This is a genomic window from Agrobacterium sp. 22-3639C2, from assembly GCF_053522105.1.
This window is the reverse complement of the sequence record NZ_JBNWDB010000003.1, coordinates 660,278-687,212: the sequence shown is the minus strand read 5'-3', so window position 1 is coordinate 687,212 and position 26,935 is coordinate 660,278. Positions and strand designations below refer to the sequence as shown.

Genomic DNA, 26,935 nt, shown 5'->3' with positions numbered 1-26,935 from the left:
TTTAGGGAACTAAGCTTCAAACCCCTGTAGAAACCGCTTCACAAGCTTGTTCAGCGCCGTGCGTTCTTCTTCGCTGAGCTGTGCGACCAGCCGTTGCTGGTTCTCGACATGGGCGCTGACCGCGTCCTCGACAATGGCAAATCCCCGCTCCGTCAATGATATCAACACGCTGCGCCGATCCTGCGGGTTGTGGATGCGCTCCACCAGACCCGCTTTTTCCAGCTGGTCGATCCGGTTGGTCATCGTGCCGGAGCTTACCATTGTCATGGCCAGCAGATCACCGGGCGAAAGCCGGTAGGGCGCGCCCGCGCGCCGTAATGTCGCCAGCACATCAAAAGCGGAAGAGGAGAGGCCGTGTTTCAGCAGCACCGCCTCCACCTCGCGACCGAGATGCGTGGTTAGCCGTTTCAAGCGCCCAAGCAGCCCCATTGGCTCGACATCAAGATCGGGCCTCTCCTTGCGCCATTGCGCCAGAATGTGATCGACGTGATCAATCGGTTCTTTGCTCATCACCAAGGTATAACAACTGATATCTTGACGTCAAGATAAAATTGGCTAAGTTGTATTTATCTTGATGTAGAGATTCTTGAAATGAAGAAAAACACCACCTATGCCGCCGATGTGCTGGTGACGGCACTTGCCCCCGCCATCTGGGGGACGACCTACTTCGTCACCACCGAATTCCTGCCGCATGGATATCCATTCCATGTTGCGATGCTGCGCGCCTTGCCGGCCGGCATATTGCTGTTGCTTCTCGTCAGAAAACTACCGGAGGGCATCTGGTGGCCACGCAGCCTTATTCTAGGTGCGCTGAATTTCTCGTTTTTCTGGGCGATGCTTTTCGTTTCGGCTTACCGGCTGCCGGGTGGTGTAGCCGCGACTGTGGGTGCGATCCAACCCCTGATCGTGATCGGCCTTTCGCGGCTGTTTCTCGCCGCGCCGGTCCGGCCGCTGGCCATTGTCGCTGGTCTTCTGGGTATGTTAGGCGTCGCACTTCTGGTTTTGGCGCCGGGTGCTGCCGCGTTGGATGCCGTCGGCGTGGCTGCGGGTCTTGCAGGCGCCGTATCCATGGCCTTTGGAACCGTGCTCACCCGCAAATGGCGACCGCCGGTGTCGAACCTCACCTTTACGGCCTGGCAATTGACGGCTGGAGGCATTCTGCTTCTGCCGGTCGCATATTTCCTGGAACCGGCCCTGCCTGCACCTACCGCGGCCAATATTCTCGGCATGGCCTATCTCGGCATTATTGGCGCCGCCTTGACCTATTTTCTGTGGTTCCGGGGTCTCGCCCGCATCGAACCCTCGGCTGCAGCCTCGCTCGGTTTCCTAAGCCCTGTCGTTGCGACCCTGCTCGGCTGGCTGGCGCTCGGCCAAAGCCTCACGCCAGCGCAAATCGTCGGCTTCGTTGCAGTGCTTTTCAGCATCTGGCTCAGTCAGCGGAGCCAGCTGCCGAAATAGCTCAGGCCCATTCGCCCTTGCGCATCACCGGAACTGTGGAGCCATCCGGCTTCACGCCATCGATATCCACCTTATCGGAACCGATCATCCAGTCGATGTGGATCAGGCTGGAATTGCCGCCTTGCGCCTTGATCTGGTCCTGCGACAACGAAGCACCATCAACGAAGCATTTCGAATAGCATTGGCCGAGCGCAATGTGGCAGGAAGCGTTTTCGTCGAACAGCGTGTTGTAGAACAGGATGCCACTTGCCGAAATCGGCGAGGAATGCGGCACCAGTGCCACTTCACCCAGACGCCGCGCACCCTCGTCGGTATCGAGTACCTTGTTCAGCACGGCTTCGCCCTTCGAAGCCTTGGCTTCCACGATGCGGCCGCCTTCGAACTTCACCTGGATATCGTCGATCAGCGTTCCCTGATGTGAAAGCGGCTTGGTGCTGGACACGTAACCATCCACGCGCAGCGCATGCGGTGTGGTGAACACTTCTTCCGTCGGAATGTTCGGGTTGCAGGTGACGCCGTTCTTGGCGGTGGAGGCGCCCCCATGCCATTCGTGGCCGTCCGCCAGGCCGATTTTCACGTCCGTGCCGGGACCGGTGAAATGCAGCGACGAGAAACGTTCACCGTTCAGCCATGCCGAACGCTTGGCGAGATTGGCGTTATGCTCCGCCCATGCCGCGACCGGATCGGCGAGATCTACACGCGAAGCGGCGAAGATGGCGTCCGCGAGCTTGCGAACCGCTTCGTCTTCCGTCAAACCGGGAAAGACCTGTTTTGCCCAGGACGGGTTTGGATAGGAGATGATGTTCCAGTTGATATCGAAGTTGGAAATCTTCTCAAGCGCCGGCTTATAGGCCGTGGAATTGGCCTTGTTGGCGCGCGCCACCTTGGCGGGATCCTGTTCGGCCAGCAGCATGGGGTTGTCGCCGGCAATCGCAAGCCGCGCCGCGCCATTGGCATAGGCCTTGGCCATGCCGTCATAGAGCCAGCCGGAAGCCCGGTCGAAATTGGCGTCACTGGCGTGGCGGTAGCGGGAAAGCGTGGTTTCTTCGTCGGAGTAGAAGGTGGTGACCAGCCCGCCGCCGGCAAGATAGGCGTGTTTGGTCAAAAACCGCACCAGCGGCAACGCCGCCAGCGGAGCGGTGATCACCAGATCCTGATCCTTCTGCAATTGCAGGCCGACCTTGACGGCGACTTCAGCCAGTTTCTCGAGTTTGACGGGATCGATGGGGGAAACAGTCATGATCTGCCTTCGTATATTTCAATCGGAGGCGCCGACCATAGCCCATTCGCTTCGAAAGCCAAATGCTTTCAAAGCTGTGTCGAGACGTCAATCGGCCACCAAAGGTGCGACAACGGCTTTCAGCGCGGCCTGCGCGTCGCCGGGGGAAAGCCTTACCTGCAAACCGCGCTGGCCACCATTCATGTAGACATAGGAATGGGTCATGGCTCCAGTCTCTATGGCGGTCGGAACCTGTTTTTTCTGTCCAAAAGGGCTGATGCCGCCCACATGATAACCGGTTGCCCGCTCCGCATCGGCGGGCTTCATCATGCTGGCAGATTTCCCCCCGAAGGCGGCGGCGAGCTTCTTCATGCTCACTTCCCGGTCGGACGGGACGACGACGCAGACCGGCTTGCCATCCAGCTCAGCCATCAATGTTTTCAGAACCAGATGTGGCGGTTCGCCGATAGCTTCGGCCGCCTGCAGGCCGATCCGGTCGGCATTCGGGTCGTAGTCATAGGTAACTGTGGTGAAGTTCACACCGGCCTTGGTCAGCATCTGCGTAGCGCGGGTTGTCTTGGACATGGTGGCCTGCGCTCACGCAAAGAGGGACTGATAGGTTTCCGGCTTGAAACCGACGGTTATCGCCTCCTTGGCCTCCAGCACCGGTCGCTTGATCATGGAGGGCTGCTCCAGCATCAGGCCAATGGCCTTTTCGCGGGTAAGATCGGCTTTCTGGCTATCGTCCAGTTTTTTGAAGGTAGTGCCGGCCCGGTTCAGAACCGTTTCCCAGCCCGCGGCATCGCACCATGTTTCGAGATGGGCCTGGTCGATACCTGCCGTCTTGTAGTCATGGAAAGAATAGTCGACACCGTTGGCTTCCAGCCAGCTTCTGGCCTTTTTCATCGTGTCGCAGTTCTTGATGCCGTAAATGGTGACCGTCATGTTGCCTGCCTCTTTGTCTTGAACTTCCGGCATAACAAATAATGCGCCGTATTCAACCCGCAGCCTGAAGCACGGAATTCGAGCCATGCAAAAATGCAGTGTCTGACATCCAAACGAGCGCGAGCAAAGCTGCATGGCTTCCCTGCTACATCATGAGTTGTAGCAGAGGACAAAAATGCCCATTATCTGGGCATCAAAGATGGAGAGAAAAATGCGTCAGGTTGCAAAGACATCGCGTAACTTCTTTGGCGAAACTTTCGCCGTTCTCGGTGCCGCACTTTCGGTTTCGGCCGCTGTCCGCGCGCATCGCAAGCCGGCCCGCGCCGACCTCGAAGCGCTTGGCATCGACGGCAAGGCTTTCGACAAGGTTCAGCTCTAAGCTGATTATCGTTTGCAGCGAGGCGACATCGCCTCGCTCGTGCGTATATGTTGGCGGGCCTTAGCGTTCCGCCTGCTTTCGGTTCGGCCGTTTTCTCGGACCGATCAGTTTATCCGGTAAATGCAGCTGGCTTTCGAGCGGCTCGTAACGATCTGCTTTTGCGGAGAGTGCGAAGCGTCCAAGGGATTCATGTCGCGTTTCGCCATTATGGCTGAAAACAAGCTCGAAATTACCCGCAAGCCAGCTATAGGGTTTTCCTGCCGGCATCGGCTCTATCTTCCCGCAGCCATAAATCATCGTGATATGCGGCGTGTAAGATGGTGCCGCGATATAGGGAAGGTTTGCCTGTCGAAGCGCGCGTTGCAGCAGCTTCACCAGAGCGTTGATCTCCGGCAGATCACCACCGTTTCGCAGCACCAGACTATTGCGACTGCCGAAAAGCGCGCTTGCGTCCAGGGTGACCGGAACAGGCCGCGCGTTTACAGCACCCATTGCTGCCTTCAGCCTGCTTGTCAGTCCGTGAGGGATTGTCTCGAAACATCCCAAACACAGCAGGGTTATGTGCAGAAGCTCGGCGGGATATGCCTCGCGGGTTGTCCGCCCCTTGGCATGATGCGACGCATCGACAAAAATTCTTTCCGCCAATTGCCGTGGTGGCTTCAGCAGTAGCAGGAGCTTGTTTCGAAAGCGCGGATTAATGCGCCGTATTTTCTGCGGCTCCAGCCCATCAAAACAAAGCTGCCTTAAGGCTCTTTCGTCCGCCAACTCGCACTCCATGACGATGCTCCACAGCCTTATGCCAAGGCCGGAAACCTATCATTGCGCGGTGATAAAATAAAGAACAAAAGAGGAACAAAAGGCGGAATTGCTCCGCCTTCGTTTTACTCCCATTCGATCGTGCCGGGCGGCTTGCTCGTCACGTCATAGACGACACGGTTGATGCCGCGGACTTCGTTGATGATGCGGGTCGCGGCGCGGCCGAGGAAATTCATGTCGTAGGGGTAGAAATCCGCCGTCATGCCATCCACGGAGGTCACGGCGCGGAGCGCACAGACGAAGTCATAGGTGCGGTAGTCACCCATGACGCCCACGGTCTGCACCGGCAGGAGCACTGCGAAGGCCTGCCAGATGGTGTCGTAAAGACCCGCCTTGCGGATTTCGTCGAGATAGATCGCATCTGCCTTGCGCAGAATATCGAGCTTCTCGCGGGTGACCGCACCGGGGCAACGGATCGCCAGACCCGGGCCGGGGAAGGGATGGCGCCCGATGAAGCTCTCCGGCAGGCCAAGTTCACGGCCAAGCGCACGCACCTCGTCCTTGAAGAGCTCGCGCAGCGGCTCCACCAGCTGCATGTTCATGCGCTCGGGAAGGCCACCGACATTGTGGTGGCTCTTGATGGTGACGGAAGGACCGCCGGAGAAGGAAACGCTCTCGATGACGTCAGGGTAAAGCGTGCCCTGCGCGAGGAAATTCGGAGCACCCTTGCCGTCTGCTGCGATCTTGGCAGCTTCCGCCTCGAAGACCTCGATGAACAAACGGCCGATAGTCTTGCGCTTCACTTCCGGGTCGGAGACGCCAGAAAGCTGGCCCAGGAACATGTCTGCGGCATCCACATGTACCAGCGGAATATTGTAATGGTCGCGGAACATGCCGACGACCTGCTCGCTTTCGCCAAGCCGCATCAGACCGTGGTCGACGTAAACGCAGGTCAGCTGGTCACCGATCGCCTCATGGATGAGGATCGCCGCAACCGAGGAATCGACGCCGCCGGAGAGTGCGCAGAGCACGCGCCCGGTGCCGACCTGATCGCGGATCTTGCGGATCATCTCGGCGCGATAGGCTGCCATCGTCCAATCGGATTTGAGACCGACGATCTTGTGCACGAAGTTGGAGAGCAGCTTGCCGCCATCTGGCGTATGCACCACTTCCGGGTGGAACATGGTGGTGTAATAGTGGCGTGTCTCGTCGGCAGCTATGGCGAAGGGTGCGTTCTCGGAGGTTGCGATAACCTCGAAACCTTCCGGCAGTTTCGTCACGCGGTCGCCGTGGCTCATCCAGACGGGATAGCTCTTGCCCTGTTCCCAGAAACCGTCGAACAGAGGGCTTGCCTTTTTGATGTCGATATCGGCGCGCCCGAATTCCGCCGCGTGACCGCCCTCGACAACGCCGCCGAGCTGGGTGCAGAGCGTCTGCTGGCCGTAGCAGATGCCGAGGATCGGAACCTTGCTGTCGAACACCGCCTGCGGCGCACGCGGGCTGCCTTCCGCCGTGACAGATGCGGGGCCGCCGGAGAAGATCACGCCCTTGGGCTGGAGCTTCTCAAACGCCTCTGCGGCATTCTGAAACGGGTGGATTTCGCAATAGACCCCGGCTTCGCGAATGCGGCGCGCAATCAGCTGCGTCACCTGGCTGCCGAAATCGATGATGAGAATGCTGTCGGGATGGGCTATCTGGGTCATGGCGAGCCTTTAAAGAAAATGGCGGCTTTAGGCAACCCGGAAGCGGGCATCTAACAGCGGAAATTTACTAAAATCGCGAGGTTCAAAGGGTGATCGCACCATCTTCGATAGCGCGGCAAAGCCTGTCGACGGCGTCTGCGAGCTTTTCATCGATGATATGCAAGTATTCCGTCCAGTCGTCCACATGGTTCACATCTTCCCTGCCATCGGAAATACCGCGCAGGCCGATGAGCGGCACGCCGAAGCGCTGGCAGGCCCGGAGCACGGCATAGGTTTCCATTTCCACCATATCGGCATCGATCGACCCATAGGCGGCACCAGAGACGACATTGGCACCCGTGGAAAGCCGCGCCTCGGCAATATCGGGTATGCGCAGGGGCAAGGCCACCTCGGCCGGCAGATCGAGAAACGGCGTGCGACCCTTTTCAAAACCGAAGGCTGAGGCATCCATGTCGCGATAGGCAACAGAAATAGCCTGATAGATGCCAGTCTGGTCGAGCGTCCGCGAGCCGGCGGAGCCGAGCGAAACGACAAGGTCAGGCAGATGACCCGCCGCATCGAGACCAGCAAGAATTGCCGTGACCGAAATCGCTGCCTCGACCGGGCCGACGCCGGTCATCAAGGGCGCGATGCGCGCCTGCAGGTGGGGGCCGTATTCGGCGGAAGCCGCCATGACGAAAAGAATGGATTTGTCCGCAACATGCAAAAGCCGGTAGCTCATCCGGTAATATCCTCGCGGCCCTTCACCACCATCATAGTGCCTGTCATGGAGGCGATGAGCTTCGCCGGCCCGTCGGAAAGGGCGTAAGCGCGGCCATCGGCAACGATCAGGTTGTTGCCCGGCTTGATGATTTCGCCACGAAACAGGAACCGCTCGCCGCGCCCGGGCGACATGAGGTTGACCTTGAACTCGATTGTCAGCAGCGAGGCTTCCGGCTCTATGATCGTATAGGCGGCATAGGTGCAGGCGGTATCCAGGCCGGCGGCAATGACACCGGCATGCAATATGCCGTGCTGCTGTGTCAGCTTTTCATGAAACGGCAGCTCGATTTCCACCAGACGGTGTTCGATGCGGCTTATCTGCGCACCGATTGCCTGCACCACACCCTGCCGCGCAAAGCTTCTTTCTATCCGCTGACGAAAATCGCCGGGATCCGTGATCTCCATTGGCTTACCTGCCTGCTTTTGTCCTCACCGCAAACTGACATGGCGTGTGGCGGCGGGCAAGGCAAGTGCCGCAGGAGCAATTAGTTCAGCACGGCGATGCTGGCATTCAGCAGCGTGGCAAAGGCGACCCAAAGGGCGTAGGGCACGAAAAGCCACATGGAGATGCGGTCGCGACTATAGGTGAGCGCAATGAAAGCCAGAATGCAGATCAGCATAGGCACGATGATAACGAGCGCGCCTGTCGGGCTTTGCATGCCGAAAAAGATGGGCGACCACAGGAAATTCAGCACCAGCTGCGTGAACCACAGACGCATGCGCGCGCCCGCCGGTCTCACGATCCATGTTCGCGCGCCTGTAATGCCGATCATCACGTAGAGCGTTGTCCAAACGGGGCCGAATATCCAGTTGGGCGGGTTGAAGGGCGGCTTCTGAAGCGACTGGTACCATTCGCCCGGCACGTTGTTGATGCCGATGAGCGCACCCAGCGCAACAACCACAACCACGAAAATGATATACACGGACAGGTTTTTCATGACGCCTCAAATGCTTTTTGGTCTTTTTTGTTCCGGTGCATTTTCAGTATTTTAGCCTGAAATACGCACGATATGCTGGTCCCACGCCACGTCGCTGCGAATAGCCTCGAAAAATCCGTCATAGGAAGAAACCGCAATTCCCTTTATGGCGGGTGCAACGCCCGCAGCCTCCCGCACGGTCGTCTCGGATACAACACGCCCGGTTTTCGCATCCAGCGTCACGGCCGCGTTGCCATTGGGTGAGGTCAGGCCCACCAGGCCATCGCGCCGGTTGACCGCGATGGCACCGACATAATTGGCAAGGCGCACCGTCGTTTGCTCTGGTAGATCGACGAAGGCAAGGTCCTCGCCCTTCGAGAAATGGCCAACAAGCGGCGGAAGATCGTTGCGCGGTCCCTCATATTGGCAGGCGAACCAGACACGCCCGTCATCGCCGAGATCGACATGGCGGGTGGAAAGCTGTCGTAACTGGTCTGGCATCGTATGTTTCTGGATCAACTGGCCGCTGGCGGCGTCCAGAAGCACGAGTGACGGCTGCATGCTGTCGACATTGAGTTTGGTTCGGCCGAAATCCGGGTGGGTCTCGATGCCGCCATTGGCGATCACGATCAGCCTGCCATCGTCGCTCACGGTCATGTCATGGGTGCCAATGCCGTGGGCGTCGTATTCACCGATGCGTGCAAATCCGTTGCGGGCATCGTAAAGCCCGATAACACCGCGATTGCCATCGAAGTCGTTTTCGCTGGCGTAGAGGATCGCACCGTCGGGAGAAAATTGTCCGTGGCCGTAGAAGTGGCGGTTTTCCGGCGTGTGCATCACGACAGGCTCGCGGCGTCGCGCGGGGTCAAAGGCCATGAAGAAGGTGCCGGGCCGGCGCGCAAAGGCCACTGTCATGCCGGTCGCATGGCTCGTTGCCATTCCATGGGCGCGGGCTGGGAGCGCAACACGGTCGATGATCTCGCCGCGTTCGCTCACAGTCGCAATGCCGTAGGAACCGTCATGGGCGCGAAAAGCGGAAGCGAAGACAGCGTCGGCGCGTTCAAGCGCATGCAGCGAGCCGGGAGCGAGCGTCGCAAGGAACGGAATGCCCGCCGCCTTGATGAAGCTGCGCCTGTCTATCAGCGTCGGCTTTTTGCATGATATCACCGCCTCAGTCTCCGTCGGCGAAGGAAAAGCCGGAGCTGAGACCGATTGCGCCGCCATACTGGTCGTTGAGGCGGTAGATCAGGTCTTTGCCGTTCAGCAGCAGGTAATCCACCTTGGCGCGTTGCTGGTCGTCATCAAGCGCCTTTTCCACGTTGGTATCAATCGTTCCCGCAATGCGGATCATCGATTTGGCGATGAAATCGATGGAGTTGACGATGGAGCGCTGGTCGGGTGGCACGAGTTCGACCATATCGGCCGTGTGCAGGAGGGTCTGAACGGCCTTGATGTTTGCGGCAATGCTTTTCCACGTCAGGCCGGACCGCCAGTAGATCGCCGTGCGGGGAAACTTCGCCTTGTCCGGCCCCTTGTAGAACGTCTCTATGCGCTGGTCGCGGATTGCTTCGGCGCCGTGCACGAGAATGCCAAGCAGGGCAACCAGCGCCTCACGCTCATCGCGAAAAACGGGATTATTCGCGCCGGGCTGCGTCCAGTTTTTCTGCGCTCCATCAGGTGCGTTCCAGCTGTCGGAAAGCTCCGCCGCCACATTGGCAACGTTGCCGGCAATCGCCGCGCCATAGCGGCAACGGAAATCGCCCTTCTTGTCGAACAGGTCACCCGCGTCGGTGCCATAGAGCACGAATTCCAGCGCGCCGAGGCCCTGCGCTGCGACACTCTTGCCCTTCAGGCTCTCGGCGCTGGTGACGCTTTCGTCCTTTTCCGCAAGGTAACGCTGTACCTGTTTCAGGCCAAGACCCTTCTTGTCTGGGTAATAGAGCACACGTTCGAAGCGGTTGTGCTCGATCACCGGACCGACCCGAACGATCTCGATGGTTGACCAGCTGGAGACCGTATCAGCAAAGGCCGCTTTGGCCGCCTCATCCGTCGTTTTGGAAGGGGCGGCGCAGAAAGCCTTCATGCTGCCTTCCAGCTTCTCTGCCGATTGCCGGAAGTGGTCATAGCCGGGACGGATGAAACCGTTCACCGCTTTTTCCATCACGCCCCGCACCTGTACGGGGTCGAGCGGTGGCGGCGGCATCAGCTCCACATCCTGCGCCATTGCGGGCCGCATACCCAAAAGCAGCAGCACGGAGATGAGACCGGGTATTTTTCGCATGGCATTTTTCATCAAAGGGACTCCAGAAAAGCCAGCAAAGCCTGCCGGTCGGATTTTTGCAAGTCGGCAAAGGCATCGCGCGCTTTTTGCGCTTCGCCGCCGTGCCATAGTATCGCTTCTGTCAGGCTGCGCGCCCGCCCGTCATGCAGGTAAAAGCCGTTGCCATTCACGCTTCGCGTCAGACCGATACCCCAGAGCGGCTGGGTTCGCCATTCCTGCCCGCTTGCTTCGCCCACCTGCTGGCCATCGGCAAGCTCCTCTCCCATGTCGTGCAGCAGAAAATCCGAATAGGGCCAGATCAGCTGGAAAGACTGCATGGGGTCGGCAGCGTCACGGCGGGTGACGAATTTCGGTGTATGGCAGGATGTGCAGCCAGATGCGTAAAAAAGCTGCTTTCCCCGCAACACGGTGGGATCACCCACATCGCGGCGCTGCGGCACTGCAAGGTTCTCGGTGTAAAAGGTCACGAGATCGAGAATGGGGTCCGGCGCCTCCACTGGCCCAAGCCGGGGCTGCACGCCGGTCGGCATGGCAAGACAGTCTTTTTGAACGTCGGTGCAATCACCATAGGCGTTTTGCGCATCCGGCGTGGAAATGCCGATATCGTGGGAGAAGGCGCTGGCGCTCTGGTCGCGGACGCTGGCGTTCTGGGCTTTCCAGCCAAATCGGCCGAGCTTCACTTCGCCGGTCCGGTGATCCCGTACAAAAGCAGGGCGCCCGGAAATGCCGTCGCTATTTTTGTCATCCGGATCGGCGCCGGCCAGAATATCGGCATCGGCAATGGCCTCGATCAGCCCAAGCCCAAGGGTTGGCATTGCAATCCGCGCCGACAAAGTCGTATCGACGCCCAGGGGGCCATAGTGCAGGCCTGCCACGGCATAGTCTGGCTTGCGCAGCATCACCACCTCGCCGTCGGCCAGCCGCACGGGTTTCTCGATATAGGTGACGACAGGTTTGCCCTCTGCGGCGAGGCCGGGAATGGCAACGTTCTGAAGCTGCCGGCCATAGGTCTCGTCGGGAAAATTCAACACCTCGTGGCGCGCAATCGCTGCCCGTTCCGCCTCGTTGCGGGCAGACCGGGCCAGCCGCAGAAACAGGGAGACGGCATCTTCGCCGGCAAGTGGCGGTCGGCCTCTGCCGTCCTTCACATGGCAGGCCTGGCAGGATCGGGCGTTATAGAGCGGCCCCAACCCGTCCGAGGCTTGCGTGGAGGAGGGGGAAGACACCCAGAGCTTCTGGAACAGCGCATTGCCGAGCTTGAAATCCTGTTTTCGCTCAAACGGCATTGTTGCGGATGGATGCGAAAACGCGCCGCTATCGGCTTTATTGGTACTGGTCGTTGCCCCGCCGGACATGGCCTCGAAGGGCTCCGGCATGGTAAAATCCATCGTCGGCGCGGTGACAGCCTGAACGCGGCTTTGGTCTTTTTCCGTCAGATCGTCACGAAGCGGCGCGGCAAGCACTATCGATGCCACAAGGCAGGCTGCCCCGGCGAAGAAGAACGGCTTGCGGATCCGCGGCAGCGATGAGTTCATGGAAAGCATGGGAATGGCGGGCCGCAGCGATCTGCGGCCCGCATTGGCTCTTATTTGAAGACGGCGTTCGGATTATCGAGGCTGGCGGAACCCTCAAGTTCGATCTTGCCGAGATCGAGTGCCGCAATCACGCGTTCGACGGTTTTCGTCTGGTCGAGAAGGCCGTCGATGGCCGCCTGAACCACGGCGTTGCCTTCCTTGTTGCCTTCGCCGATCATCTGGTCGTAGGCCTCGACCGTCTGGGCACGCTTTTCCATGGCATGCATGGCGTCGAGCGTCTTGTTCAGCTTCGCCGTCATCTCGTCGTTCAGCGCCTTGTCCTTGGCGCCGACCAGCTCCGACAGCGAGGCGCCGGTCATCTTCGTTCCATCCACACGGGTATATTCGCCGGTATAGGCAGATGCGATGCCGATGGCGTCGTTAAGATGCGAATTATAGGTATTGTCTGAGAAGCAATCATGCTCCTCTTCCGGATCGTGCAGCAGAAGGCCGAGCTTCATGCGCTCCCCTGCCAGCTCGCCATAGGAAAGAGAGCCCATGCCGGTGAGAATGGCGGTCAGGCCGGCTTTCGGGTCGGCTTCCACTGTCTTGGTGGCTTCGCCTTCCGGCGCCCAGGCGTCCACCATTTCCTGAAGATCCTTGATCAGCAGGGTGGAGGCGGACTTCAGGTAATCGGCGCGGCGGTCGCAATTGCCGTTCGTGCAATTCTTCTTGTCGTAGTCGGTATAGGGGCGGTTGCCCGCACCCGGTCCGGTGCCGTTCAGGTCCTGGCCCCATAGCAGGAATTCGATGGCGTGGTAACCGGTCGTCACATTGGCTTCGACATCGCCCGCCTCGTGCAGGCTTTCGATCAGTTCGGGGGTGATCTTCGAGGTATCGACATCTTCGCCACTGATCTTGATCTTCGGATTGGCGATGATGTTCGCGACGTAAAGCTCGTTCTCGTCGCTCTCGGTGCCGTAGGAACCGTCGACATAGTCGATCAGGCCTTCATCCAGCGGCCAGGCGTTTACCTTGCCTTCCCAGGCGTCGACCACAGGGTTGCCGAAACGATAGACTTCCGATTGCTGGTAGGGAACGCGCGCCTTGATCCACGCTTCACGTGCAGCTTTCAGCGTTCCTTCGCTCGGTGTTGCGATCAGCGCGTCGATTGCCTTGTCCAGCGCCTTCGCCGTGGTCAGCGAATCCTCGTATTTCGCATGCGCGACGTCGGCGTAATGCTTGACGACAGCGGCGGCGTCGGTCGCAGCGCGGGCGGGAAGCGCGGTGAAGGTCGCGGATGCGGCCAGAAGCGCGAAAGACGCGCTGAGAATGGTTTTGCGGATCATGATCCCTCTCCTTGGGCAGGCGTGAAATAACTTCACGCTGCGGCAAGCGAGTTCTGACCCAATCGCAAACTTGTGTCAAATATTCTAGTTTAGAATGCTTTGAAACAAGCTACTCGGTATTTTTCGAAGTAAAATCAGCGCGTGCAAAACCTGTTTCAGGCTTTGCGTTTCATTACGCAGAAGAAGAAACCGTCCGTATCTGTAGTTGCAGGCGTCAGCGTCACTGTCTTGCCGTCAGAGGAATGCGGTTTGTTTGCATTGCCGCCAAAAGTCGTCTGCCAGCGTTCCAGTGCCGAACCGATATAGAATTGCGGATTTTCTTCGCAGAAGCGCTTGACCTGCTGCTCGTTTTCCTCGGGCAGAACCGAGCAGGTGACATAAAGCAGCTCGCCGCCGGGGCGCACAAAACCCTTGGCCTGCGAAAGGGCCTCGCCCTGCTGCTGTACCCGTTCTTCCAGATTGCGTGTCGTCAGCCGCCATTTGGTGTCAGGCCGCCGGCGCCATGTTCCGGTGCCAGTGCAGGGGGCGTCCACCAGAACGCGATCGAATTTTTCATGAAACGGGACAAGTCCGGCTGCGCGGTCATGAACCTGCACATTGCGCGTGCCGGCTCGTTTCAGCCGCTCGATGATCGGCGCGAGGCGCTTGCGATCGGCGTCGAAGGCGTGAACCTGACCCTTGTTGTTCATGCTGGCGGCCATGGCCAGCGTCTTGCCGCCGCCACCGGCGCAATAATCGAGTATCTGTTCGCCTTCATGCGCGCCGGCAAGATCGGCAACGATCTGCGATCCCTCGTCCTGCACTTCGAACCAGCCTTTCTGGAAGGACAGTTCGGCGGTCACATTCGGCAGGCGGGAAGGGCCTTCGCCGGCGGGGATGCGGACACCCTGACGGGCGATATGCGTTGCTTCCGCACCGCTCTCTTCCAGCGCCTTCAGCACCTTGTCGCGAGTGGCCTTCAGCGTGTTGGCCCGCAGATCAAGTGTCGGGCGCTGGTTCAGCGCCTGCGCCTCGGCAAGCCAGCCCTCTCCGAACGCCGTCTCGAAGGATGCTTGAACCCATTCGGGAATGTCGCCCTGAATATGGGCTGGTGCATCGGCGAGAGAACGGGAGAGAAAGGCTTTCTGCTTTTCTTCATCAGGCGCGGCAGGGGCAAATTTGTCGCCGTCGAATTCCGCCGCAAGTTCCGAAAAGCTCTTGCCCCATTGGCGCAGCAGAACTGCATAACCAAGCGAGGCGGCGCTGTCGTCATCCATCAGCCAGGCGTGTGACAGTTTCATGCGCAACGCGTCATAGACGATGTTGCCGATCGCGGCCCTATCACCCGAACCTGCGAAACGATGGGCAAGTCCCCAGTCCTTCAGAGCATCGGCAACGGGACGCCTGCGTCCCTCAATATCCGCCAATACTTCGATTGCTCCGGCCAAACGCCCGCCCAAACGCATTGTCTACCTCATTTTGCTGATTAGCCCGGTTGGTAGACGCGAATGGCGGCAAGGGCAAGGCTCAATCGGCGCTGACGACCTCGTAGCAGACCTTGGCGGTGCCGGAACTGATCATGCCGATGTTTTTGGCAGCGGCCTTGGAAAGATCGAGAACGCGACCCTTGATGAACGGACCGCGGTCATTGATGCGTACCACAACGGCCTTGCCGTTACGGGCATTGGTAACCTTGACCTTGGTGCCGAACCGCAGCGAGCGGTGAGCGGCGGTCATGTTTGCGGCGTTCATACGCTCGCCCGAAGCAGTCTTGGAGCTCAACGCATACCACGATGCCCCTCCACAACCATTTGCCGCATTCGCCTGAAGAGGCGCAATGATGGAACAGGCGGCTATAGTTGCGACGGTGAAAGTTATACGACGGATATTCAACAAACTGTGCTTCCCTGAAAATCGGCCCCGCGCCGATTGATTGTGCCCTTGCTAAACGGCCATTGTCTGGCCTGAACGCGTTTGAATGCGAGATTGTAGGGCGAGGGAAAAATGGCGAAAAAAAGCTGATCTCAAATCACGAAGTGTTACAGACCGTAACATTCGTGATCGTTAGCCGGAAAGGTGTTGTCGGTGCCTTATTGTTGAAAAGTGGAAAAAATGACGCAGAATCAATGCTCAATGGAAATGCTGTTACAAGTCACGCCTTCGTGAATCGAGTTCACGAAATGTGAGTGAAATATTTTTCTAATGGCTATGATTTTAGCGATTTTTGCATGGTTAATAAAAGCCTAATTGACTGAAAAACCACCAAAACCATCCTCAAAAACGGGTTTGGAAGGATTTTTCATCGCTTTTAAATGGGGGATTTTTAGCCCCGCCAGAGGCCGCTTTCCCACAATTGTGTCAGGGAGATTTTGTACTCCGGGAAGCTGAAATCGAAACCGAGGCCACGTATCCTGGCGTTGGAAACGCGCTTGTTCTCGCCGTAGAAGGAGCGTGCCATCGGCGTCAGATCCGCGGTCTCGAATGCCTGTTCGGGCGGCGGCTCGAGGCCCATCAACGTGGCGGCGAAGCTCACCACATCCTGCGGCGGGGCGGGTTCATCATCCGTCACATTGAAGACGCCGCGTTCATTTCTCCGCGCCAGAAAGGCGTGGGCCGCACCAATATCCTCAACCCGGATGCGGTTGAACACCTGGTCTTTCTTCACCAGCCTGCGCGCCGTTCCCTTTTTGAAATTCATGAAACTATTGCGTCCGGGGCCGTAAATTCCCGAAAGGCGCAAGATGGCAAGCGGCACCCCCGCTTTTTCAGCAGCCGCAGCCCAGGCGGTTTCGGCAGCAACGCGTTCCACGGACCGGGCGGAAACCGGGCGGCACGGGGTTTCCTCATCCACCCATGCGCCGTCATGGTCGCCATAGACGCCAACGGTGGAAAGATAAGCGATCCATTCAAGCTTGGGCAGAAGCCGATTCACGTCGTCGCCCAAAAGCGCAAGCAGTGGATCTCCATCCTTGCCCGGCGCGATGGACTGCACGAGATGCGTGACATTGGCCATTGTGGCGATGAGATCGTCATTAAGATGGGCACCGTCGAACAGGAAGGGTGTCATGCCAGTTGCAGCAAGGCTTGCGAACTTGTCAGTGCTGCGCGTGGTGCCCGATATCGTTGCAGCTTCGGTTTTCAGCGCGTTTGCGATGGCCTTGCCCGAATATCCTGCGCCGAAAATCATCACATGCATGGGTCATGCCTCTGCCAGTTGCCATTCCATTTCCGCCTCTGGATCAGGCTCCGGGGCGCGGCCGGCAGAGTATGCACTGAATTCCTCGCTGTCCATAAGCTGCGACAAAGCCCATGCGGCCATGCCGCGCACCTCCGGTGCCTGGTCTTTTTCGGCGAGAGACTTGCATTGCTGCACGAATTGCTGGTCGCGCGAGTTTCCAGCCGCTATCAGCACATTGCGGATGAAGCGGTTACGCCCGATGCGCTTGACTGGTGAGCCGCTGAAGAAGCTGCGGAAGGCAGCGTCGTCCAGCGTCAGCAGGAAGGCGATGGAAGGTTCCTTCAAATCCTCGCGCGCCTGCAGCTTCATCTCGGAGGCGCTGGCCGCGAATTTGTTCCAGGGACAGGCAGCAAGGCAATCGTCGCAGCCATAGATGCGGTTGCCTATCATCGGCCGGAACTCGTGCGGGATGACGCCTTTGTGCTCAATGGTGAGGTAGGAGATGCAGCGGCGGGCGTCCAGCTGGTAGGGGGCGGGGAAGGCGGCCGTCGGACAGGCATCGAGACAGGCGCGACAGGAGCCGCAATGGTCCTTCTCGGCCTCATCAAGAAAAAGCTCGGCGGTGGTGAACATGCTGCCGAGAAACAGCCAGGAACCATGGGTGCGGCTGACCAGATTGGTGTGTTTGCCCTGCCAGCCGAGACCCGCGGCTGCGGCAAGCGGTTTTTCCATCACCGGCGCAGTGTCAACGAAGACCTTCACGTCCTCGCCGGCGCGCGCGGCAAAACGGGTGGCGATTTCTTTCAGTCGCCCTTTTATGACGTCGTGATAGTCGCGGTTGCGGGCATAGACCGAAATGGCTGCCTTGTCGGCTTTGGAAAGAACGCCGCGAGGATCTTCCTCAGGCCCGTAATTCAGCCCGAACATGACAATGGAGCGCACGTCACCCCACAGCGTTTTCGGCTCGGCGCGACGGGCTTCGGTCTCCTCCATCCACGCCATCGTGCCATGATAGCCCTTATCGAGAAACTGCCTCAACCGTCCCGGTGCCAGCGGAATGCTGTCCGGCGCGGTGATACGACAGAGATCGAAGCCGAGCGAAAGCGCCTCCTGACGAACGAAGTCCGTCAGTTTGCGAGCGCGTATCCGCTGCTTGTCGCTGGCAACGTCGATGGTCGTTTCTCCTGCGGGTTACTCTGCGACATATATATGCGTAGCTACACGCCGCAGCAAATAACCGGGAGGCCGGAACTTAGAAATCCAGATCGGCGTAGTGGGAGGAGGGGGCAAGGCGCGGAATGCGCTCGCTGAGGAAAGGCCGGAAGGACGGGCGCGATTTCAGCCGCTGATACCACTCCTTGGCAATTGGCGCTTCAAGCCAGTTGATTTCGCCGAGATAATCCAGCACCGAAACAGAAGCAGCCGCGGCCAGATCGGCATAACTCAATCGGTCGCCGGCGAGCCAAGTGCGCGAACCCGCCAGCCATTCCAGATATTTGATGTGCTGACGAACATTGTTACGCGCGGTGCGCAGAAGCTTGGAGTCCGGGGGGCCACCACCCTGCGCCGCCGTCATCTGCAATTTATAAACCCGCTCCCGCACCAGCGGTCGGGTCACATCGTTTTCCATCTTCTGCAGGAACCACTCGGTCAAGCGGCGGATTTCCGCCCGCTGAAACGGGTCTTCCGCCAGCAATCGCCGGTCACGCTTCAAAACCCCGTGCGTTTCGTCGAGAAACTCGGCGAGCACGTAGGGACCGCTGAGAGAGCGCATATTGTCATCGAGATAGACCGGCAGGGTGCCCGCCGGATTCAGCGCCAGAAACTCCCGCCTTCTTTCCCACGGCTGCTCCTCCACGAGATCGGTCTGGAACCCGTATTCCGAAAGGATCAGACGAACGAACCGCGATGCGGTCGACATGGGAGAGTGATAGAGAGTTGGCATCGGTACTCAATTTTTACGATTGGTTGTCATGATCGACAATTGCCGGAAAACTTTTTCAGTTTCGCTTCATCAAGACGCTATAAGAGCTTGGCTACTTTAAAACAAGTTTAACGCAATTGCTTTCCATTCCCGCTTCCCCCTGAAAAAAGGATACCTCATGGGTGACCAATCGATCATCAGCGCGCTTTTGCTGGGCATTATCGAGGGTCTTACGGAGTTCATTCCCGTTTCCTCAACGGCGCATGTGCTGCTGGCCGGGCATTTTCTCGGCTTCAAATCGCCGGGCAACACCTTTGCCGTTCTCATTCAGCTCGGCGCGATCATTGCTATCCTTCTTGTTTATTTTCAGAAGCTTGTGTCGATCGCCATGGCGATGCCAACAAGTGCCAAGGCGCGCCGCTTCGTGCTGGCTGTCGCTGTCGCCTTCCTGCCGGCGGCGGTGATCGGCGCTCTGGCGCATGACTTCATCAAGACGGTGCTGTTCGAAACACCCATCCTCATCTGTATCGTACTGGTTATCGGCGGCGTCATATTGCTGGCCGTCGACCGGATGCCGCTGAAGCCCAGATATACCGACATCATGGATTATCCGCCGTCGCTTGCCTTCAAGATCGGTCTGTTCCAGTGCCTTGCGATGGTTCCGGGCACCTCCCGGTCCGGCGCTACCATTGTTGGCGCGCTGTTGATGGGCACGGACAAGCGCTCCGCCGCCGAATTCTCGTTTTTCCTGGCGATGCCGACCATGCTCGGCGCGTTTGTGCTCGATCTCTACAAGAACCGAGATGCCCTGAGCTTCGATGACAGTGCGCTGATTGTCGTCGGCTTCATCGCCGCTTTCGTCTCCGGCCTGTTCGTCGTGCGCTCGCTGCTGGACTTCGTATCGCGGCGCGGTTTTGCACCCTTTGCCTGGTGGCGCATCGTCATCGGCTCGCTGGGTCTGGCGGCACTTCTGCTCTACCGTTGAGCCGAGCTTTAAAATAGCCGTTCGTTTCCAATGCACGGACAAAACAAAAAGCGCCCCGGAGAATCCGGAGGCGCTTTTTATTTGAGACTTGTGAAAGCTGATCAGTTCGTGCTGATCGAAGCCGTTGCGCAAGGGTCGACACCGTAGGCGGGAGCGCAACCGCTCTTACCCGCTGCAACCGTGCCCGGCGCCATGAAAGAACCCGCCAGAACCACCAAAGCCGCACACGCAAAAAAGAGTGCGATAGATCTGCCCATTTTATTATTGCCTTTCAGACGTTCGTTCGCGCGGATTACGCCGCCGTGTGTGAAGTGAGGGTTCTGGATATGTTAGGAATGTGGCCATTATCAATAAAGCGGCTTGCTGAATACCGGGTTAATGCGAAGTCTTTTCCACAGTTGCGCTTGTGCCACGCTTGGCTGTGAAGGCCACTTGGCCGTTAACTTTTACCCGGCTGTTCAAAACAGCTTCAGTCGATGGTGCACCTCCCCTGCAGTTGAGGGGGAAATGCGCCAATAGCGGTTTGGTTGCGATTGAATTGCGCAAAAACAAAAAGCGGGAATGGTTCCCGCTTTCGTTCAGATCGTTAATGCGCGACGGTAGGTTTATGCTGCTTTTCCGGCGTTCGAGAACTGTCCGTGCGGGCGATAGTGCACCATGTAGGACGGCAGGACGGAAGCAACGCGAACGGGCGTAATGCCGATGCCTTCCAGGGTCAGGCCGTTCTTTTCCGCGTCAGCGGAAACGACATTATCCTTTTTCAGCATGGTCACCTGATCGACAGTCAGCGGCGGCGTAATCAGCGGCACCAGCGAAGCGATCTTGCCGATCATTGAGGCGACGCCGAAAGGCAGGTTGACGAAAGGACGCTGACGGTAGGTTGCGGCAAGAACCGCCTCAAGACAGTCGCGGAACGTCATGACGTCCTGGCCACCCAGTTCATAGATGGCGCCGGGCTTCAGCTTGCCATCCACGCTGCGGGCAACGGCTTCCGCTACATCCTCCACATAGACCGGCTGGAACTTGGTTTTTCCGCCGCCGATCAGCGGCAGGAACGGCAGGCTGCGGGCCATCTTGGCGAATTTATTGAAGAAGTCGTCTTCCGGTCCAAAGATGATCGAAGGGCGCAGGATCACGGCGCCGGGCAGAACGGAATGGATTGCTGCCTCGGCGCGGCCCTTTGTGCGGCCGTAGCCGGTCGACGAATTGGCATCGGCACCGATGGCGGAGATGTGCGTCAGCGTTGCACCGGCGTTGCGGGCTGCCTCGGCAATGGCTTTCGCGCCGAATTCCTGCACGGCGTCAAAGGTGTTGCGGCCGCTTTCGGCCAGAATGCCAACGCAATTGACCACGTGGTCGGCGTCTTCGATGGCTTTGACGATGGAGTCGCGATACCGCAGGTTCGCCTGGGCAAACGAGATCTGGCCGACATTGCCGAGCGGCTGCAGGAAACCAGCAAGATCGGGACGGCGCACGGCAACGCGGATGCGGTAACCGCGCTTGGCGAGCATCCGCACGACATGCCGCCCGACGAAACCCGAACCGCCGAAAACGGTGACGAGGGGTGGAAGGTTGGCCAAGGTCATGGGAGGCTCCTCAGAAGCTGTCGATAAAGCGTTTTTCAGTCTCTTAGCCCAAAGCCGTGCGCGCGTGAAGAGACGTTGTCACAAGGCCCGGGACTAGTTTTGGAAATGCGGTTGACGACCGTCAAATTCCTTCGACGATCATCATCTCCGCGTCGGCGACTTCCTGACGGATTTTGGCCGCCGCCTGGTATTCGGGCGAGTTGTAGCAATCGATCGCGTGCTGCACCGAAGGGAATTCGATGATGACGTTGCGTGCGCGTGCCTTGCCCTCAAGTTCGGTCAACGCACCGCCGCGGGCGAGAAAGTTGGCGCCGAACCGCTCGAAAGCGGGCTTCGCAGTCGACACGTAGTCCTTGTAGCGTTCGTTGTCGCGTACATCCACGCGCGCGATCCAGTAACCCTTTGCCATTTCGTCTCCTCCGATGGTCCTTATTGATTTGCCGGAAAGCTGGCGCGCAGCATGTCGTCAAGAATGGCGCGGGCTGCTGCTTTCGGATCTTCTGCTCTGACGATGGGGCGGCCGACAACCAGATGGCTCGAACCGGCTTTGATGGCGTCAAAAGGCGTCATCACGCGCTTCTGGTCTCCCGCCTCGGCACCGGCCGGGCGAATACCAGGGGTGACGACGGCAAGTTCGGGGCCCAAGATTTCACGCACCGCCGTCGATTCCTCTGCCGAACAGACGATGCCGCCCATGCCCGCCTCGCGCGCCTGTTCCGCACGGCGCAGCACCAGCGAACGGGCATCCGATGCATAGCCGGCTTCCGCAAGATCGGCATCATCCATCGAGGTTAGCACGGTGACACCAAGCAAGCAGAGGCCAGAGCCTTCGGCTGCCTTGACTGCGGCGCGCATGGCTTTCGGGTAGGCATGCAGGGTCAGCATCGACATGCCCATGCGGGCGATGTTTTCGACACCAGAGGCGACGGTGTTGTCGATGTCGAGCAGTTTCATGTCGAGAAAGACTTTCTTGCCGCTCTGGGCAAGGTCGCGGGCGAATTCGAGACCACCGGCAAATACCAGCTGATAGCCGATCTTGTAGAACAGAACCTCATCGCCAATCTTCGATACGATGTCTTCAGCTTGTTGCACAGTCGGAACATCGAGCCCGACGATCAGTTTTTCGCGCGCGGTCATTGTCTTATCCCTGCCATGTTTCCATTGCCGTCCAGTCGCATGTGGGGCGCTGAGCTGCAAGTGAAAATTCGGCGATTGGGAACCGGAAAAGATTGCCGCCGCCGGGTGGCTGGTCCTTGCTACGACTGATGCCGACGCCTTCGATATGGCATTTCAAAAGCGTGCCGACGCCGCCATGGCCGACAAAGGCAATCGGCTGTTGCGGGTCGTGCCGGTCTAGAACGGCCCTGACGGCGTTAACAATTCGCGCCTGCGCATCGATTGCCCGTTCCCAGCCGTGAAAGCTCTCTCGCGGATGGGCAAAAAACCAGTCGGCAGCCTTTTCGAATTCCGGCGGCGTCAGGAAGCCTGTTGCCGACCGGTCGTTCTCATGCATCACCTCGATGATCTCAATATCCGCGCCGGATGTTTCAGCAAGGATTCGGGCGGTTTCGATGGCTTTGGTTTCCGCGCTCGACACGATCCGGCGCAATGCGCGTGCCCATGGCAGGCGGCTTGCCTCACACGCCCGCCGTGCACCCAAGTCCGAAAGTCCCCATTCCGGAACCGGAACCGCCGGATCGATCCGGACCTGGGGATGGGTAATGTAAAGGGCATGCATGGGAACGGTCCTCAATGGCGATGGAAAGGGAAAATCAGGACCCTAACCATCTGTCACGACCGGGAAATGACGGCCTTTGCCCACTCTGCCGTGTGATCAGGCCCGCGTATAGGTCCACAATTGCGCCGGAGGAATGTTGCGCACGATGAAATCGAAATGGCGGATGTGGTAGAGATGCGGCTGCGCAACGATCGGGGAAATCGGACCGTAGGATATCTGTATGACGGGGCGACCGTGCGGCACGCGTTTCAGCAATTCGTCGAGAAGCTTGATGCGGGCGGCCATCGGAAAATTCAGCATCGGTACGGCGGAAATGACGCTGTCGAACATCTGGCCCTGGTGCTCGCCAAGTGTCGCATTCAGATCGAAGGCATCGCCATTGATGAAGTTGACGCCCGGATAACTTCTGAGAAGCTGGTTGTAGAAATCGGTCGAATATTCGATGGCCGTCAGGCGCTCCGGCTTGATGCCGCGTGCCAGAATGGCCTTGGTGATGACACCGGTACCGGGGCCGAGTTCGAGAACTGGCAAGTCCGAATGCGGGTCGATGACACTCGCCATTTTTCTTGCCGTGATGGAGGATGTCGGGACGATGGCTCCGACCTTTTTCGGCTGGCTGACCATGCCTTTGAAAAAGCGGATTTCTTCCTCAAATTTTCTTTCAAAGCGTTGCTTCAGGTTGAGTGCCATAATTCCCCTCGGATGTATTTTGGTCATTGTCAAAAAAATGTTACGCACTGTTGATCTCATTTGGCGCTAAAACAAGGCAAAATGTCGTAATTGGAAAAATTCGTTTAGCGTTAGAAATCTGTCTGCGCCGAATCAAAAAACGCCGGTGGAGCGATCCACCGGCGTTTTTTGATTGATTTGAGGACAAAAAGTCCACTTTAAACGCGCATCGGCATCAGAACATAAAGCGCATCGTCGCCGGCGGTGTCGCGAACGAGCGTTGGCGAGCCCGCATCCGCCAGAAGGAAAATCGCGTCTTCACCGGAAAGCTGCGAGGTGATGTCGAGGAGATATTTGGCATTGAAGCCGATTTCCATCGAATCATTGTCGTAACCGACAGCCACTTCTTCCGTCGCACTGCCGGAATCCGGATTGTTGACGGTCAGCGTCAGCTGGCCGTTGGTCAACGCCAGCTTCACGGCGCGGCCACGCTCGGAAGAGATGGTCGACACGCGATCGACCGCACGGGCGAAGGTCTGGCAATCGACGCGCATTTCCTTGTCGTTGCCGGTGGGGATGACGCGCTGGTAATCCGGGAAGGTGCCGTCGATCAGCTTCGAGGTCAAAACGACCGAGCCGATGGTCAGGCGGATTTTCGCGTCCGATACCTCGACAGTGACATCAAGTTCGGGATTGTCCATCAGCTTCTGCAATTCGCCGACGGTCTTGCGCGGAATGATGATGCCCGGCATGCCTTCGGAGCCGGAAGGCGCATCCACATCGGCGCGCGCAAGGCGGTGACCGTCCGTCGCGACTGCGCGCAGCTTGAGGTCGCCGTTGCTTTCGATGGTGTGGAAGAAGATGCCGTTCAGATAATAGCGTGTCTCTTCGGTCGAAATCGCAAATTGCGTCCGGTCGATCAGCATCTTCAGGTCGGTCGCCTTCAGTTTGAAGGTGTGGCTGAAAGTACCGGCGGTCAGATCCGGGAAATCGGTTTCTGGAAGGCATTGCAGCGAGAATTTCGAACGGCCGGAAGCAACCGTCATTGTGGAGCCATCCGGATTGGTGGCCAGAAGCACTTCGGAACCATCCGGCAGCTTGCGCACGATTTCATAAAGCAGATGCGCCGGCACGGTGGTCGCGCCCGCCTGCTCCACCATGGCCGGCGTCGCTTCGGTGATTTCGAGGTCGAGGTCGGTCGCCTTCATATCCAGATTGGCGCCGGATGCGCGCAGCAGAACGTTGGACAGGATCGGGATCGTGTTACGACGCTCTACGACCCTGTGGACGTGGTTCAGCGATTTAAGAAGGTTCGACCGCTCAAGAGTAATACGCATGGACGCTACCGCTTTCAACCGTTGCGACCCGGCCACCGCCGGATCGGTAAGAAGAGTCTTGACCGGCCGGAACGCCGGATAATGTGGACGGGCAAAATGGCAGAGTTATTGCAGAAAATGCAAGAGCCGAGTGCATCTGCCGCCGGTCATTTTGCTGCTATACAGCATGATCCACAGCCTGTGACCGCCCGTGGACCTTGTTCGCCGGTTTTCTATTGCCCATAAAGGGGTAAAACTGGAGCGACCGGCCGGGAATGATCGGCCAGAATGATTGGAAGCCGTGTGACGGAAGAAATATCGAACAGCGACGCCGGACAGGCGACCAAGAGCTTCAGGATCGGCACGGCCACTATTCCGGCGCGGCCGTTGGAGCCGGCGCTCTATCTCGTGGCCACTCCCATCGGCAATCTCGGCGACATCACCATCCGGGCGCTGGAAACGCTGGCTTCGGCTGACGTCCTTGCCTGCGAGGATACCCGCGTCACCCGCATTTTGCTCGAACGTTACGGTATCCGCACACGTCCGCTCTCCTATCACGAGCATAATGCGCAGGAAGCGGGGCCAAAACTCATAGCCGCTTTGGAGGCCGGAAAATCCGTGGCGCTGGTGTCGGATGCCGGAACGCCACTCGTCTCCGATCCCGGTTATCGCCTTGGTCAGCTCGCGCTTGAGGCCGGTCATCGCGTCGTGCCGGTGCCGGGAGCATCTGCGCCGCTTGCTGCCCTTGTCGGTTCTGGCATGCCGAGTGACGCCTTTCTGTTTGCGGGCTTTCTGCCCGTAAAGGATCGCGGCAAGCGCGACCGTTTTGCCGAACTTGCGAAAATTCCGGCCACCCTCATGTTTTTTGAATCGCCACGCCGCATTGGCACCTCCGTAAAGGTGGCATCGGAAGTCCTTGGCCGCGATCGCCGTGCTGTGGTGTGCCGCGAGCTGACCAAGACTTTCGAGGAGTTCCGGCGTGGCACGCTGGGCGAGCTTGCGGAATATTACGACGAGGACCGTGTGGTGAAGGGCGAGATCGTGCTCCTGATAGAGCCGCCCTCCTATGACGAAATTCCCGATATCGAGGATGTCGAGAGACTCCTGAAGGATCTCGTCACAACCATGCCTGCCGCAAGGGCCGCAGCCGAGGCGGCAAAGCTGACGGGCCTGCCGCGCAAGGAGCTTTATCAACGGCTGCTGGATATGAAGGATGCGGATGGCCGCTGACGGGCAAACGAACAAGAGACGAAAGGCCGAGCGACGCGGCCACACTGCGGAATACTGGGCAGCACTCTATCTGCTGTTTCGGGGATACCGCATCCTCGCCATTCGTTATCGAACCCGACTGGGGGAAATCGATCTCATTGCCCGCAAGAAGGATGTCGTCGCCATCGTCGAGGTCAAGGCGCGGCCTTCCGGTGCCGGGGCTGTCGATGCGGTCGGCTGCCGTTCGCAACAGCGCATTCGGGCGGCTGCCGATATTTGGCTCTCCCGCCGCAAGGATGCCGCGCGGTTTTCGTTGCGTTTCGATATCGTCGCAGTCCTGCCACGACGCCTGCCGCAGCATTTCATCGACGCTTTTTGAGGGGGGAGGCAATGTCCACTGAGCGGGAAAAAATGGCTGCGGGCGAATGGTACTGTTGCATGGATGCCGAACTGGACGTGCTGCGCGTCCGCGCCCGCCGTGCCGTTCACCAGCACAACACCGCGCCGCCGGATGAGCGTGAGGCCATGTCGCCTTTGCTGCGGGCGCTCTTTGCCTCCGTTGCGGAAGGAGCCTTTATCGAAGCACCGTTTCATTGCGCTTACGGCTTCAACATTACGTTGGGTGCGAACGTCTATCTCAATACCGGCTGCGTCATTCTTGATTCTGCGCCCGTGCGGATTGGCGATGGCGCGATGTTGGGGCCGGCCGTGCAGATCTATTGCGCCGAACATCACCTGGACCCGGTTCCGCGTTCGCAAGGCATTGAAATCGCAAAGCCGGTCACGATCGGTCGCGATGTCTGGATCGGCGGCGGCGCGATCCTTCTGGCCGGCATCACCATTGGCGATGGCGCGATCGTCGGGGCCGGTTCGGTGGTGACGCGGGATGTCTTGGCCGGGACGACGGTGGTCGGAAATCCGGCTCGCCCCATAAAGCGCAAGGACGCTTGAGACATCCGTTTCTGGAAGAATGGAGTCCCTATCGCAGGGACTGTAATAAATCTGACATAAAACCGTTAAAGAGGCGTCATGGAACGTCTCTATTCGCATCCTCATCCCAATAAATGG

Annotated in this window: 30 protein-coding genes; 6 read left to right on the top strand and 24 right to left on the bottom strand. The window is 58.7% G+C overall.

Annotated features, from left to right (window positions below; genetic code table 11):
- Window positions 1-9 precede the first annotated feature (9 nt).
- Window positions 10-510, bottom strand: coding sequence for a MarR family winged helix-turn-helix transcriptional regulator (locus ACQZ6D_RS16340; RefSeq protein ID WP_013635330.1), 501 nt, complete (start codon window positions 508-510; stop codon window positions 10-12).
- Between the two features lie 81 nt (window positions 511-591).
- Here ACQZ6D_RS16340 and pecM point away from each other — a divergent pair, with 81 nt between their 5' ends.
- Window positions 592-1,458, top strand: a complete 867-nt coding sequence (gene pecM / locus ACQZ6D_RS16335) for a 4-hydroxybenzaldehyde efflux transporter PecM (RefSeq protein ID WP_065703701.1) — start codon at window positions 592-594, stop codon at window positions 1,456-1,458.
- Window position 1,459: 1 nt separating this feature from the next.
- Here the strand turns inward: pecM and ACQZ6D_RS16330 are convergent, their stop codons facing one another.
- From ACQZ6D_RS16330 to ACQZ6D_RS16320, 3 genes are all read right to left on the bottom strand, one after another.
- A complete protein-coding gene (locus ACQZ6D_RS16330; protein ID WP_065703703.1) occupies window positions 1,460-2,698 on the bottom strand; it encodes an aminopeptidase in 1,239 nt (412 codons plus the stop codon).
- 87 nt (window positions 2,699-2,785) lie between these two features.
- Window positions 2,786-3,262 carry a Cys-tRNA(Pro) deacylase gene (ybaK, locus tag ACQZ6D_RS16325; RefSeq protein ID WP_065688399.1) on the bottom strand — a complete coding sequence of 159 codons (477 nt, stop codon included), beginning with the start codon at window positions 3,260-3,262 and terminating at the stop codon, window positions 2,786-2,788.
- Window positions 3,263-3,274: 12 nt separating this feature from the next.
- Window positions 3,275-3,622, bottom strand: a complete 348-nt coding sequence (locus tag ACQZ6D_RS16320) for an ArsC family reductase (RefSeq protein ID WP_038492648.1) — start codon at window positions 3,620-3,622, stop codon at window positions 3,275-3,277.
- Between the two features lie 211 nt (window positions 3,623-3,833).
- Between ACQZ6D_RS16320 and ACQZ6D_RS16315 the strand changes: the two genes are divergently transcribed.
- Window positions 3,834-4,001: a hypothetical protein gene (locus ACQZ6D_RS16315; RefSeq protein WP_003503889.1), complete on the top strand. Its 168-nt coding sequence runs from the start codon at window positions 3,834-3,836 to the stop codon at window positions 3,999-4,001.
- A gap of 60 nt (window positions 4,002-4,061) precedes the next feature.
- Here ACQZ6D_RS16315 and ACQZ6D_RS16310 read toward each other — a convergent pair whose 3' ends face one another.
- The 14 genes from ACQZ6D_RS16310 to ACQZ6D_RS16245 form a co-directional block, all read right to left on the bottom strand.
- Window positions 4,062-4,778: a 2'-5' RNA ligase family protein gene (locus tag ACQZ6D_RS16310; protein WP_065703704.1), complete on the bottom strand. Its 717-nt coding sequence runs from the start codon at window positions 4,776-4,778 to the stop codon at window positions 4,062-4,064.
- Window positions 4,779-4,882: 104 nt separating this feature from the next.
- Window positions 4,883-6,460, bottom strand: a complete 1,578-nt coding sequence (gene guaA, locus ACQZ6D_RS16305; protein ID WP_003514664.1) for a glutamine-hydrolyzing GMP synthase — start codon at window positions 6,458-6,460, stop codon at window positions 4,883-4,885.
- Between the two features lie 82 nt (window positions 6,461-6,542).
- A complete protein-coding gene (locus ACQZ6D_RS16300) occupies window positions 6,543-7,181 on the bottom strand; it encodes a 5'-methylthioadenosine/S-adenosylhomocysteine nucleosidase (protein WP_141193498.1) in 639 nt (212 codons plus the stop codon).
- Window positions 7,178-7,627, bottom strand: a complete 450-nt coding sequence (locus ACQZ6D_RS16295) for a PaaI family thioesterase (protein ID WP_003514669.1) — start codon at window positions 7,625-7,627, stop codon at window positions 7,178-7,180. The genes ACQZ6D_RS16300 and ACQZ6D_RS16295 overlap by 4 nt, the downstream gene beginning before the upstream one ends.
- Before the next feature lie 80 nt (window positions 7,628-7,707).
- On the bottom strand, window positions 7,708-8,160 hold the full coding sequence (locus ACQZ6D_RS16290; RefSeq protein WP_448729828.1) for a TspO/MBR family protein: 453 nt from the start codon (window positions 8,158-8,160) through the stop codon (window positions 7,708-7,710).
- A 51-nt stretch (window positions 8,161-8,211) separates the two neighbouring features.
- Entirely contained in the window at window positions 8,212-9,306 is a 1,095-nt protein-coding gene (locus tag ACQZ6D_RS16285; protein WP_038492651.1) for a DUF1513 domain-containing protein, read from the bottom strand.
- A gap of 4 nt (window positions 9,307-9,310) precedes the next feature.
- A complete protein-coding gene (locus tag ACQZ6D_RS16280; protein WP_448729827.1) occupies window positions 9,311-10,432 on the bottom strand; it encodes an imelysin family protein in 1,122 nt (373 codons plus the stop codon).
- On the bottom strand, window positions 10,432-11,964 hold the full coding sequence (locus tag ACQZ6D_RS16275) for a di-heme oxidoreductase family protein (protein ID WP_306624740.1): 1,533 nt from the start codon (window positions 11,962-11,964) through the stop codon (window positions 10,432-10,434). The genes ACQZ6D_RS16280 and ACQZ6D_RS16275 overlap by 1 nt, the downstream gene beginning before the upstream one ends.
- A 41-nt stretch (window positions 11,965-12,005) precedes the next feature.
- The gene (locus tag ACQZ6D_RS16270; RefSeq protein WP_003514680.1) at window positions 12,006-13,283 is read right to left on the bottom strand and encodes an imelysin family protein; all 1,278 of its coding nucleotides are present in this window, start codon (window positions 13,281-13,283) and stop codon (window positions 12,006-12,008) included.
- A 155-nt stretch (window positions 13,284-13,438) separates the two neighbouring features.
- Entirely contained in the window at window positions 13,439-14,728 is a 1,290-nt protein-coding gene (locus ACQZ6D_RS16265; RefSeq protein ID WP_065703710.1) for an RsmB/NOP family class I SAM-dependent RNA methyltransferase, read from the bottom strand.
- A gap of 61 nt (window positions 14,729-14,789) precedes the next feature.
- Window positions 14,790-15,158: a septal ring lytic transglycosylase RlpA family protein gene (locus ACQZ6D_RS16260; RefSeq protein WP_013635343.1), complete on the bottom strand. Its 369-nt coding sequence runs from the start codon at window positions 15,156-15,158 to the stop codon at window positions 14,790-14,792.
- A 427-nt stretch (window positions 15,159-15,585) separates the two neighbouring features.
- Window positions 15,586-16,458, bottom strand: coding sequence for an SDR family oxidoreductase (locus ACQZ6D_RS16255; protein WP_065703712.1), 873 nt, complete (start codon window positions 16,456-16,458; stop codon window positions 15,586-15,588).
- Between the two features lie 3 nt (window positions 16,459-16,461).
- A complete protein-coding gene (gene queG, locus ACQZ6D_RS16250; RefSeq protein WP_065703714.1) occupies window positions 16,462-17,613 on the bottom strand; it encodes a tRNA epoxyqueuosine(34) reductase QueG in 1,152 nt (383 codons plus the stop codon).
- Between the two features lie 79 nt (window positions 17,614-17,692).
- A complete protein-coding gene (locus tag ACQZ6D_RS16245) occupies window positions 17,693-18,385 on the bottom strand; it encodes a glutathione S-transferase family protein (protein ID WP_003514689.1) in 693 nt (230 codons plus the stop codon).
- A 157-nt stretch (window positions 18,386-18,542) separates the two neighbouring features.
- Here ACQZ6D_RS16245 and ACQZ6D_RS16240 point away from each other — a divergent pair, with 157 nt between their 5' ends.
- Window positions 18,543-19,349: an undecaprenyl-diphosphate phosphatase gene (locus tag ACQZ6D_RS16240; RefSeq protein WP_065703716.1), complete on the top strand. Its 807-nt coding sequence runs from the start codon at window positions 18,543-18,545 to the stop codon at window positions 19,347-19,349.
- 605 nt (window positions 19,350-19,954) lie between these two features.
- Here the strand turns inward: ACQZ6D_RS16240 and ACQZ6D_RS16235 are convergent.
- From ACQZ6D_RS16235 to dnaN, 6 genes are all read right to left on the bottom strand, one after another.
- Window positions 19,955-20,935, bottom strand: coding sequence for a complex I NDUFA9 subunit family protein (locus tag ACQZ6D_RS16235; RefSeq protein WP_003514695.1), 981 nt, complete (start codon window positions 20,933-20,935; stop codon window positions 19,955-19,957).
- A gap of 121 nt (window positions 20,936-21,056) precedes the next feature.
- Window positions 21,057-21,344, bottom strand: coding sequence for a DUF1330 domain-containing protein (locus ACQZ6D_RS16230; RefSeq protein WP_003514697.1), 288 nt, complete (start codon window positions 21,342-21,344; stop codon window positions 21,057-21,059).
- Window positions 21,345-21,364: 20 nt separating this feature from the next.
- Window positions 21,365-22,072: an orotidine-5'-phosphate decarboxylase gene (gene pyrF, locus ACQZ6D_RS16225; protein WP_065659807.1), complete on the bottom strand. Its 708-nt coding sequence runs from the start codon at window positions 22,070-22,072 to the stop codon at window positions 21,365-21,367.
- A 4-nt stretch (window positions 22,073-22,076) separates the two neighbouring features.
- Window positions 22,077-22,673, bottom strand: coding sequence for a histidine phosphatase family protein (locus ACQZ6D_RS16220; protein ID WP_065703717.1), 597 nt, complete (start codon window positions 22,671-22,673; stop codon window positions 22,077-22,079).
- Between the two features lie 96 nt (window positions 22,674-22,769).
- The gene (gene pmtA, locus ACQZ6D_RS16215) at window positions 22,770-23,363 is read right to left on the bottom strand and encodes a phospholipid N-methyltransferase PmtA (protein ID WP_003514702.1); all 594 of its coding nucleotides are present in this window, start codon (window positions 23,361-23,363) and stop codon (window positions 22,770-22,772) included.
- A 197-nt stretch (window positions 23,364-23,560) separates the two neighbouring features.
- The gene (dnaN, locus tag ACQZ6D_RS16210; RefSeq protein ID WP_003514704.1) at window positions 23,561-24,679 is read right to left on the bottom strand and encodes a DNA polymerase III subunit beta; all 1,119 of its coding nucleotides are present in this window, start codon (window positions 24,677-24,679) and stop codon (window positions 23,561-23,563) included.
- A 267-nt stretch (window positions 24,680-24,946) separates the two neighbouring features.
- On the opposite strand from dnaN, the gene rsmI reads away from it, so the two are divergent.
- Genes rsmI through ACQZ6D_RS16195 form a run of 3 tightly spaced genes read left to right on the top strand, consistent with a single transcriptional unit; the run spans window position 24,947 to window position 26,818 of the window.
- Window positions 24,947-25,888 carry a 16S rRNA (cytidine(1402)-2'-O)-methyltransferase gene (gene rsmI / locus ACQZ6D_RS16205; RefSeq protein ID WP_003514706.1) on the top strand — a complete coding sequence of 314 codons (942 nt, stop codon included), beginning with the start codon at window positions 24,947-24,949 and terminating at the stop codon, window positions 25,886-25,888.
- Entirely contained in the window at window positions 25,878-26,246 is a 369-nt protein-coding gene (locus ACQZ6D_RS16200) for a YraN family protein (protein ID WP_111828555.1), read from the top strand. The genes rsmI and ACQZ6D_RS16200 overlap by 11 nt, the downstream gene beginning before the upstream one ends.
- 11 nt (window positions 26,247-26,257) lie before the next feature.
- Window positions 26,258-26,818, top strand: coding sequence for a sugar O-acetyltransferase (locus ACQZ6D_RS16195; RefSeq protein WP_065703719.1), 561 nt, complete (start codon window positions 26,258-26,260; stop codon window positions 26,816-26,818).
- Window positions 26,819-26,935: the final 117 nt, after the last annotated feature.

What these genes read in the sequence shown, in the direction of transcription:
- ACQZ6D_RS16340 (WP_013635330.1), bottom strand. Translation starts at nt 510, where the DNA reads ATGAGCAAAGAACCGATTGATCACGTCGATCACATTCTGGCGCAATGG.
- pecM (WP_065703701.1), top strand. Translation starts at nt 592, where the DNA reads ATGAAGAAAAACACCACCTATGCCGCCGATGTGCTGGTGACGGCACTT.
- ACQZ6D_RS16330 (WP_065703703.1), bottom strand. Translation starts at nt 2,698, where the DNA reads ATGACTGTTTCCCCCATCGATCCCGTCAAACTCGAGAAACTGGCTGAA.
- ybaK (WP_065688399.1), bottom strand. Translation starts at nt 3,262, where the DNA reads ATGTCCAAGACAACCCGCGCTACGCAGATGCTGACCAAGGCCGGTGTG.
- ACQZ6D_RS16320 (WP_038492648.1), bottom strand. Translation starts at nt 3,622, where the DNA reads ATGACGGTCACCATTTACGGCATCAAGAACTGCGACACGATGAAAAAG.
- ACQZ6D_RS16315 (WP_003503889.1), top strand. Translation starts at nt 3,834, where the DNA reads ATGCGTCAGGTTGCAAAGACATCGCGTAACTTCTTTGGCGAAACTTTC.
- ACQZ6D_RS16310 (WP_065703704.1), bottom strand. Translation starts at nt 4,778, where the DNA reads ATGGAGTGCGAGTTGGCGGACGAAAGAGCCTTAAGGCAGCTTTGTTTT.
- guaA (WP_003514664.1), bottom strand. Translation starts at nt 6,460, where the DNA reads ATGACCCAGATAGCCCATCCCGACAGCATTCTCATCATCGATTTCGGC.
- ACQZ6D_RS16300 (WP_141193498.1), bottom strand. Translation starts at nt 7,181, where the DNA reads ATGAGCTACCGGCTTTTGCATGTTGCGGACAAATCCATTCTTTTCGTC.
- ACQZ6D_RS16295 (WP_003514669.1), bottom strand. Translation starts at nt 7,627, where the DNA reads ATGGAGATCACGGATCCCGGCGATTTTCGTCAGCGGATAGAAAGAAGC.
- ACQZ6D_RS16290 (WP_448729828.1), bottom strand. Translation starts at nt 8,160, where the DNA reads ATGAAAAACCTGTCCGTGTATATCATTTTCGTGGTTGTGGTTGTTGCG.
- ACQZ6D_RS16280 (WP_448729827.1), bottom strand. Translation starts at nt 10,432, where the DNA reads ATGAAAAATGCCATGCGAAAAATACCCGGTCTCATCTCCGTGCTGCTG.
- ACQZ6D_RS16275 (WP_306624740.1), bottom strand. Translation starts at nt 11,964, where the DNA reads ATGCTTTCCATGAACTCATCGCTGCCGCGGATCCGCAAGCCGTTCTTC.
- ACQZ6D_RS16270 (WP_003514680.1), bottom strand. Translation starts at nt 13,283, where the DNA reads ATGATCCGCAAAACCATTCTCAGCGCGTCTTTCGCGCTTCTGGCCGCA.
- ACQZ6D_RS16265 (WP_065703710.1), bottom strand. Translation starts at nt 14,728, where the DNA reads ATGCGTTTGGGCGGGCGTTTGGCCGGAGCAATCGAAGTATTGGCGGAT.
- ACQZ6D_RS16255 (WP_065703712.1), bottom strand. Translation starts at nt 16,458, where the DNA reads ATGCATGTGATGATTTTCGGCGCAGGATATTCGGGCAAGGCCATCGCA.
- ACQZ6D_RS16245 (WP_003514689.1), bottom strand. Translation starts at nt 18,385, where the DNA reads ATGCCAACTCTCTATCACTCTCCCATGTCGACCGCATCGCGGTTCGTT.
- ACQZ6D_RS16240 (WP_065703716.1), top strand. Translation starts at nt 18,543, where the DNA reads ATGGGTGACCAATCGATCATCAGCGCGCTTTTGCTGGGCATTATCGAG.
- ACQZ6D_RS16235 (WP_003514695.1), bottom strand. Translation starts at nt 20,935, where the DNA reads ATGACCTTGGCCAACCTTCCACCCCTCGTCACCGTTTTCGGCGGTTCG.
- ACQZ6D_RS16230 (WP_003514697.1), bottom strand. Translation starts at nt 21,344, where the DNA reads ATGGCAAAGGGTTACTGGATCGCGCGCGTGGATGTACGCGACAACGAA.
- pyrF (WP_065659807.1), bottom strand. Translation starts at nt 22,072, where the DNA reads ATGACCGCGCGCGAAAAACTGATCGTCGGGCTCGATGTTCCGACTGTG.
- ACQZ6D_RS16220 (WP_065703717.1), bottom strand. Translation starts at nt 22,673, where the DNA reads ATGCATGCCCTTTACATTACCCATCCCCAGGTCCGGATCGATCCGGCG.
- pmtA (WP_003514702.1), bottom strand. Translation starts at nt 23,363, where the DNA reads ATGGCACTCAACCTGAAGCAACGCTTTGAAAGAAAATTTGAGGAAGAA.
- dnaN (WP_003514704.1), bottom strand. Translation starts at nt 24,679, where the DNA reads ATGCGTATTACTCTTGAGCGGTCGAACCTTCTTAAATCGCTGAACCAC.
- rsmI (WP_003514706.1), top strand. Translation starts at nt 24,947, where the DNA reads ATGATTGGAAGCCGTGTGACGGAAGAAATATCGAACAGCGACGCCGGA.
- ACQZ6D_RS16200 (WP_111828555.1), top strand. Translation starts at nt 25,878, where the DNA reads ATGGCCGCTGACGGGCAAACGAACAAGAGACGAAAGGCCGAGCGACGC.
- ACQZ6D_RS16195 (WP_065703719.1), top strand. Translation starts at nt 26,258, where the DNA reads ATGTCCACTGAGCGGGAAAAAATGGCTGCGGGCGAATGGTACTGTTGC.